The sequence below is a fragment of the Reichenbachiella sp. genome (genome assembly GCF_965223055.1).
Classification (GTDB): Bacteria; Bacteroidota; Bacteroidia; order Cytophagales; family Cyclobacteriaceae; genus Reichenbachiella.
This window is the reverse complement of the sequence record NZ_CBDCVM010000008.1, coordinates 21,582-27,581: the sequence shown is the minus strand read 5'-3', so window position 1 is coordinate 27,581 and position 6,000 is coordinate 21,582. Positions and strand designations below refer to the sequence as shown.

General features: G+C 43.4%; 5 protein-coding genes. All 5 read left to right on the top strand.

From position 1 onward, the window contains the following. Positions 1–679: fibronectin type III-like domain-contianing protein (locus ACOQO5_RS07745; RefSeq protein ID WP_420581121.1), on the top strand; the 679-nt coding region annotated here is incomplete at its 5' end. Further along, complete coding sequence (locus tag ACOQO5_RS07740) at positions 676–2,154, top strand: glycoside hydrolase family 30 protein (protein ID WP_420581120.1); 1,479 nt, start codon at positions 676–678, stop codon at positions 2,152–2,154. The genes ACOQO5_RS07745 and ACOQO5_RS07740, both read left to right, overlap by 4 nt. Then, on the top strand, positions 2,155–2,610 hold the full coding sequence (locus ACOQO5_RS07735) for a hypothetical protein (protein WP_420581119.1): 456 nt from the start codon (positions 2,155–2,157) through the stop codon (positions 2,608–2,610). Between the two features lie 34 nt (positions 2,611–2,644). Then, the gene (locus tag ACOQO5_RS07730) at positions 2,645–4,639 is read left to right on the top strand and encodes a glycosyl hydrolase family 95 catalytic domain-containing protein (RefSeq protein WP_420581118.1); all 1,995 of its coding nucleotides are present in this window, start codon (positions 2,645–2,647) and stop codon (positions 4,637–4,639) included. Then, a complete protein-coding gene (locus ACOQO5_RS07725; protein WP_420581117.1) occupies positions 4,640–5,944 on the top strand; it encodes an ADP-ribosylglycohydrolase family protein in 1,305 nt (434 codons plus the stop codon). It begins immediately after the preceding gene. The last annotated feature ends 56 nt before the right edge of the window (positions 5,945–6,000 follow it).

The window sequence follows — 6,000 nt, the reverse complement described above, 5'->3', positions numbered from 1 at the left end:
TGGTAATGCTGTCGCCATGCCATGGTTGCCCAAAGCCAAAGGGCTTATTCAAGCTTGGTACCTAGGTTCTATGACTGGGCATGCTTTGGCAGATGTAGTTTCCGGAGACGTGAACCCTTCGGGTAAACTACCTTTTAGTTTTTCTAAAAAACTGGAAGACAATGGTGCCCATTCCTTTGGTGAGATATCTTATCCTGGAGACAGCATCATGCAAGAGTATAAAGAAGACATTCTGGTAGGCTATCGTTGGCACGATACCAAAAGAATCGCTTCGCAGTTCGCTTTTGGTTATGGGTTGAGTTATTCAGAATTTTCTATTTCGAATGTTAGATCTGATCAATCAGTTTATGCTCCCAACGAGTCCATTATCGTTTCTTTTGATATTAAGAATACAGGTGCGATCGAAGGAGCAGAAGTGGTTCAGGTCTATGTCGGGAAAATCAAATCCAAAGTACCTCGAGCACTAAAAGAACTCAAAGGATACCAAAAGCTCAAACTGGAACCAGGCACAAGTAAGTCTGGGCAGGTGATTATAGATGTGGCCGATTTAGCTTACTATGATGAGTCCACTGCTGAATGGGTAGTAGAATCTGGCGATTACTACCTACATATCGGCAATGCCTCTGACAACATGGCTAAAAAAATAAAAATATCAATCCGTAACCAGTCAAAATCATGAATCGAAAATTGATTGCATTAATGGGGATAATGGCAGGGTTTGCTTGTCAGCCTCAAAAAAAAGAAGCGACAGTGGATGAAGTTGAGGCAGTGCCGTTGTTTTCAACCAATGGCAAAGAAGTAACTATTTATACCACAGCCAGCAAAACAGATTTGAGACTTGCTGAGACAGCTAAAGTCTCATTCATTAAAGCAGATCAGCCGAAGGAAACGGAATGGTCCATCTTTGTTAATCCGGAAAAGACTTTTCAGAAAATGCTCGGTATTGGTGGAGCTATCACAGATGCATCGGCCGAGACTTTTGCTAAACTCTCCCCGGAGAAGCAGGAAGAATTGTTAGCGGCCTACTACAATGAAGAGATTGGCATTGGCTATTCGCTTTCCAGAACCAACATTCATAGTTGTGACTTCAGTAGTGGAAGCTATACCTATATCGAAGAAGGCGATAAGGAATTAAAAACATTTGATATAGCTCATGATCGGGAATTTAAGATTCCAATGATTAAAAGAGCCATTCAGGCTGCGGGTGGAGAGCTGATGCTGTATGCTACTCCATGGAGCCCTCCGGCTTTCATGAAAGGAAAAGACCATATGTTACAAGGAGGGAAGTTGCTTTCCGAATATCGTGATGCCTGGGCGACTTACTACACGAAATTTATCAAAGCATACGAAGCCGAAGGTATGCCGGTTTGGGGTATATCCATTCAAAATGAACCAATGGCAACTCAGACCTGGGAGTCTTGTATCTACTCTGCTGAAGACGAAAGAGACTTCTTGAGAGATCACTTAGGTCCTATCATGGAAAAAGAAGGCTTGGGGGACAAAAATATTGTGGTTTGGGATCACAATCGTGATTTGATTGTCAATAGAGCCAACACAATTTTCGGAGACCCGGAAGCGGCTAAATATGCTTGGGGCATAGGTTTTCATTGGTATGAAACGTGGACAGGTGCTGATCCGAATTTTGGTAACCTGAGAATGGTTAATGAAAACTTTCCTGACAAGAAGCTGCTTTTTACAGAAGGGTGCAATGAACGATTCGATCCTGCTAAGTACCAATACTGGCCAAATGCGGAGCGATATGGCCGTTCGATGATCAATGATTTTAATCAAGGTACTGTAGGTTGGACGGATTGGAATATACTGTTAGATGAAACTGGAGGGCCTAATCATGTGGGTAATTTTTGTTTTGCACCTATTCATGCCGATACCAAAACTGGAGATTTGATATACACGCCATCTTACTACTACATTGGGCATTTCTCCAAGTTCATCAAACCAGAGGCTGCGCGTGTGAGTACGGCCAGTAGCAGAAGTCAACTACTGAGTACTTCTTTTTTGAATGAGAATGGTACTTTAGCAACTGTAGTGATGAATCCACAAGATGAAGCTATTACTTATAAAATGTATATTGGTATGGAGGCCGTGGAAACAACCATTCCGGCACATGCTATGCAAACTTTAATCACGAAATAAATGAGATGTTTTGTTTTTGTACTTTTCTTAGCTCTGGCTGCTTGCACGCCAGAGCAAAAAAATAATGATAATGAAAGAAGTCCTATAGAAGGCACCTGGCAATTGTTGTCGGCCCAGAATATCACGGGAACTGATACGGTTTTTACGGATTACACAATTGACATGAAAGGGATCAAAATGATCAACCAAAACTATTTTGCCTTCTTTTCGCACGATTTAAATAAGGGCAGCGATAGTCTGAATAGTAAATATGGCTCTGGTTCGGGGTCATATAGCTATAAGGATGGTCATTATATTGAAAACCTTGAATATTGTACCGCCCGCCAATGGGAAGGCAACACTTTCGAGTTTGAATTGATTCTCAAAGGAGATACATTGATTCAGGAAGGAAGAGAGCGAATTGAAGACTTGGGTGTGGATCGAATCATAAGAGAGACTTATGTCAAATTGGATTAACAAAACTAAAAATATACTATTCACACTAATGGGCATGTACGGGGGACTGTTACATGCCCAAAGCGTGGAAAAATCAGGCTGGTACATCCCGGCTAGCGAGATTGACCCAAACAACTACTATGGAGTTACCTTGGCTAACGGAATGGTAGGATTAGTTTCGTCACCCAATCCCATGCAGATCAAAGATGTAGTGCTCAACGGTGTGTATGACAATTATCAGCGAGGTCGAGTAAGCAATATCCTGAAGACCTTCAGTCACATGAATGTGAGCATGAGCATCAATGGGCAAGGGGTGAGTATTGGAAGTGCGAGTAACTACAAGCAAGTTCTCGATATGAAACGAGCCCAATTAATTTCATCCTTTGATATAGGAAAGGATGCTACGGTGAAGCAATCGCTCATGTCTCTGAGAAATCTTCCCTATACCGCCATGTCTGTGGTAGAAATCACCGCGAAGAAAGATGTTGAAATCATTGCTTCCAATGCGATTGTAGCGCCGGATCATTTGTCTGACATTAGAAACTATTATTCACAAATAGACCGACCACATGTGCTGATTTCATTGCTCAGTTCGGAGGCGAGCAGCCCAGGTGGTATCAAAGTAGCTACTTCTACAGCTTTCGTATTTCCTGAGGCACACGGACAAGAGCCGAATGTCATCCACGAAGAGTGGGATTACAGCCGCCATACGGCCAAATTCATGAAGAAAATCAAGGCAGGACAAACTTATCGATTTGCTGTTGTCGGATCTACTTTGGCTGAAGTGCACAACAAAGACCCAAGGAATGAAGCCGAACGACTATCCATATATGCCAAGTTAGAAGGCATAGATCGGATGATGGCTGCGCACCAAAAAGCTTGGGCAGAACTTTGGAAGAGCGACATTATCGTAGAAGGGGATTTGGGGTCACAAAGGGCCATTCGTTCGGCCGTTTATCACCTTTATTCATTTGCTCGAAAGGGAAGCAACCTTTCTTTGTCTCCTATGGATTTGTCCGGTTTGGGATACAATGGTCATGTCTTTTGGGACACGGAATTGTGGATGTATCCATCACTCCTGGTGCTGCAACCAGAGATTGCCAAGTCTTTGTTAGAATATCGATTTGAACGTTTAGCTGCCGCTAAAGAAAACGCGTTCGCGCATGGGTTTGATGGAGCCATGTTTCCTTGGGAGTCGGCTGACGATGGGTCTGAGGAAACACCAGTTTGGGCATTGACAGGTCCATTTCAGCAGCATATTTCTGCTACGATTGGCTGGGCGTTTTGGAAATATTATGAAGTGACGGGTGATCTGGAATGGTTGGAGACCAGAGGGTATCCGGTGTTGCTGGAAGTAGCCAGGTTTTGGAAGAGTAGGGTGGAGGATACAGGCAATGGTAGATACGAAATCAAAAACGTGATAGGTGCCAATGAATTTGAGGAAAACATAGACAACAATGCCTTTACCAATGGTATGGTAAAGACGGTGTTGGAATATGCTACCTTGGCTGCTGAAGCTTTAGGTAAATCGCCAGATCCTGACTGGAGAAGGGTAGCTGCTAGAATTCCGATTGTAAAATTTCCCGATGGTACCACCAAAGAAAACGAAACTTATGCAGGACAGGAAATCAAGCAAGTGGATGCTACTTTGTTATCCTATCCACTAAAAGTGATTACCGACCCAGCTGAGATTAAAAGAGATTTGGAATACTATCATCCGAGGCTTGCTCCTAGCGGCCCAGCCATGGGTGTGGCTATTAGTGCAACGTTATATGCTCGGTTAGGAGATGCCGAAAAGGCCTACAACCTGTTTCAAAAGAGCTATAAACCCAATGAAGTACCCCCATTTGCAGTATTAGCTGAAACAGTCGGTGGAACCAATCCTTACTTCGCCACTGGGGCTGGCGGTATGTTGCAATCCATATTATTTGGTTTTGGTGGGTTAGACATTTCTCCAAAAGGAGTTATTCAAACGAATGTGACCTTGCCTAAAAATTGGAAGTCTTTGAAGCTAACTGGTATAGGGGTGAATGAAGAAAGCTTTAAGTAGATGAGAAGAGTTTTTACATGGATTGGGTGGTCCATGCTCTTGGCGGGGTGTATGCAACAGCAAAAACAGGAGCAGGAGACAACTTTTATCGATGTTGAAAACGAAGACATGATCACTATCAACCGTGAGAAATACAAGGATCAACTGCAGGGTTTTTGGCTAGGACAGTGCATTGCCAACTGGACCGGTCTAATCACAGAGATGGATAAGATTGGAGGGGAAGGAATAGACGGTATAGGAGCTGGATTTTATACACGAGCCGACTGGGGCCAACCAGATCAGCCAAACATATGGAATTCGAATCTGGTGTCGGACACCATCGATTTCTATTTCGTAGACCAAGATGGAATATGGGGAGCAGATGACGATACAGATATTGAATATATGTATCAATACCTACTGTATCAGCATAACACCAGTCTACTCACAGCAAGTGAGATCAGAGAAGGTTGGTTGACGCACATCTATTCCGATGAAAATACGCCTTTTCGAAATGAAAATGGCGAACCAGAAAACTATTTGTGGGTATCCAATCAGCGGGCGCATGATTTGATGAAGGCCGGATTATTGCCTCCAGCCACCGGCGATTCAGTAAATAATCCCCACTATGAAATGATCGATGCACAATTGACCACTGAAATATTTGGATTGTATGCACCAGGAAGGTGCGACATTGCATTGCAGTTAGCCAGATTACCTATTCAAACCACCGCTCGAGGAAATGCTGAATGCATTGCTCAGTTTTATGTATCGATGTACGCTCTGGCCTCTGTCGATATGCCAGGCATGGATAGGAAGGCAAGATTGACACAAATGGCCGAGCGATCGAAATTTACCTTACCCGAGGGATCTTATGCTTTGGATATGTATGAGTTTGTAAAGGCGAAATATCTAGCTCGTGTTAGCTGGGAAGAAGCCAGAGATGCATTGCACGAAAGATATCAGGTGCAGCAAACAGCCGGTTATTCCTGGGCAACTCGAGATGAGGCATGCAATGGCTGCTTTGCAGCAGGTATCAACTTTGGAGCGAGTCTTATCAGTCTCTTCTACGGCGAAGGCGACCTTAAAGAAACTATCAAGATTGGCGTATTGGCTGGGTGGGATTCGGACAATCCGACAGCAACTTGGGGCGGTTTATTAGGATTTATGCTTGGTAAATCAGGTGTGGAAGAAACTTTCGGAAGAAAGTTCTCTAACCGGTTCAACATTCACCGGACACGAGGAGGTTTTCCTCATGATGGCATCAATACTTTCGAACATATGGCTGAAGTAGGTACCAAGATTGTCGATCGTGCTTTGAACTAACATCAAATAGGTAAAATAGATGAAAGCAAAAATTCCTGGCAGATTTTGATGATTAA